Below are 1,412 nucleotides of genomic sequence, written 5' to 3'. Positions count from 1 at the left end.
CGATATTTTGAGTTCCATAACAGCCTGAAAAAGTCCAGCTTTACAGGTTTCTACTTTGATGTAGAGCCGGTAACCCAAGAGATCGAAGAATGCGATCCGATCTTTGCTAGATTCCTCGCCGGACTGCCCAGCACGGACCAGGATTTCGACACCTATCTTGCCGAGTGCCGCCAAGAGCTGCTGGAGGCAGGGGCGCAGGAAGTCATAGAGGAGGCCAACCGGCAGTTCGCTGCATTTAAGACGGGAAATGGATCATGAGAGAGGGATACCCTGTACCTGTGGGGACAGCACGACGGGACGGGCATAGATGAAGAAGTCTGAGTATTCGAAGGGGGAGTTTGATCGTTACATTCTGCTCAACCAAGCGGAGTGATACGATATAGCGAAGGTGTCGCATAAAAAGACAAAGGGGGATTATGATGAAAAAGGTTGTGAAGGTAATTTCGTTGGTTTTGCTCATGGTGGCGGTTAGTACGAGCACAGTTGCCGCTTTGCCAAGTTCAGTTACGAGAACATACGGGTCAACTACGGTTACATTATCTCTTACTGTAAATATATGTAATTCTTCTTCTGTTTCGTGTTATAAAAACGGCTCATCGGGTGTGATCCAATTGGAGTCTTTTATAACGAAATACGCAGATATGTTGAAGCCCGAGATAGTAAAGACAAATTATCAATACGGCGGCACGGGGATTGGTCTTGTTTCGAAACACTTTGATGTGCCAGGGGGGTATCAAGTCATACAAGCCAATGCGACAGCTTCGGTTCCCGATTTAGGATTTCATGAGTCGGTCGAGTGGAAGTAAAGCATCATTTATAATTCGTCGTAAGATGGTCTAAGACTATGGAGATGCGACACCTTTGCATAGAATGCTCAGAGGAGGAATTCCAATGCTTATAGTGCCAAAAAGTAAATGGGCTGTTATCCTAGCGGCTTTATTCGAGACTTTGCTCCTGTGCGTCTCCTGTTCTTCCGGCGAATGCGGTTCACAGGGATCGGGATCTTTGAACCCAACGGGAGCAGAAAGCAGTCAGCCAAGCCCGGATTATTCAGACAAGACAAAGCTAGTGTATCTAGTCCCGGAGGGATATAAGCATGGAGAGAAAACGGTCAATGCCATCAACGAGTATCTTGACGGGGAAGGTGCGCCCTATTACATTGAGTTCCAAGGGCTGCCAGACTCGGACACGTCCGCATACGAAACCGTGGTGAAAGCACATGTCAAGAGCGCCGATCTACTTTTTACCGGCCGGTCGGGTACAGGCTATGTAGAGTTGACCGGGGAGGACGCATTGTTATGTCTGGACGAGTATCTGGCCTCAGAGGAAGGGAGGCGCTTGTATGAGTCCCTTCCCGCGGATAACTGGTATGCGGTGACCATCGGGGATTCCATATATGGTGTGACGGGATA

3 protein-coding genes are annotated in these 1,412 nt (G+C 48.5%); all 3 read left to right on the top strand.

The features are described 5' to 3' along the window. Positions 1-258: DUF3502 domain-containing protein (locus H8730_RS17300; protein ID WP_249290297.1), on the top strand; the 258-nt coding region annotated here is incomplete at its 5' end. 161 nt (positions 259-419) lie between these two features. Continuing rightward, entirely contained in the window at positions 420-806 is a 387-nt protein-coding gene (locus H8730_RS17295) for a hypothetical protein (protein WP_249290296.1), read from the top strand. Positions 807-891: 85 nt separating this feature from the next. Then, a partial coding sequence (locus H8730_RS17290; protein ID WP_249290295.1) for a hypothetical protein occupies positions 892-1,412 on the top strand: 521 nt, incomplete at its 3' end.

The organism is Bianquea renquensis, from assembly GCF_014384895.1.
Lineage (GTDB): Bacteria > Bacillota > Clostridia > Lachnospirales > Bianqueaceae > Bianquea > Bianquea renquensis.
The sequence above is the reverse complement of the archived record's forward strand: the minus strand, read 5'-3'. Positions and strand labels throughout refer to the sequence as shown.

Excerpts from the sequence above, each read along its gene's own strand:
- H8730_RS17295 (WP_249290296.1), top strand. The coding sequence starts at position 420 with ATGAAAAAGGTTGTGAAGGTAATTTCGTTGGTTTTGCTCATGGTGGCG.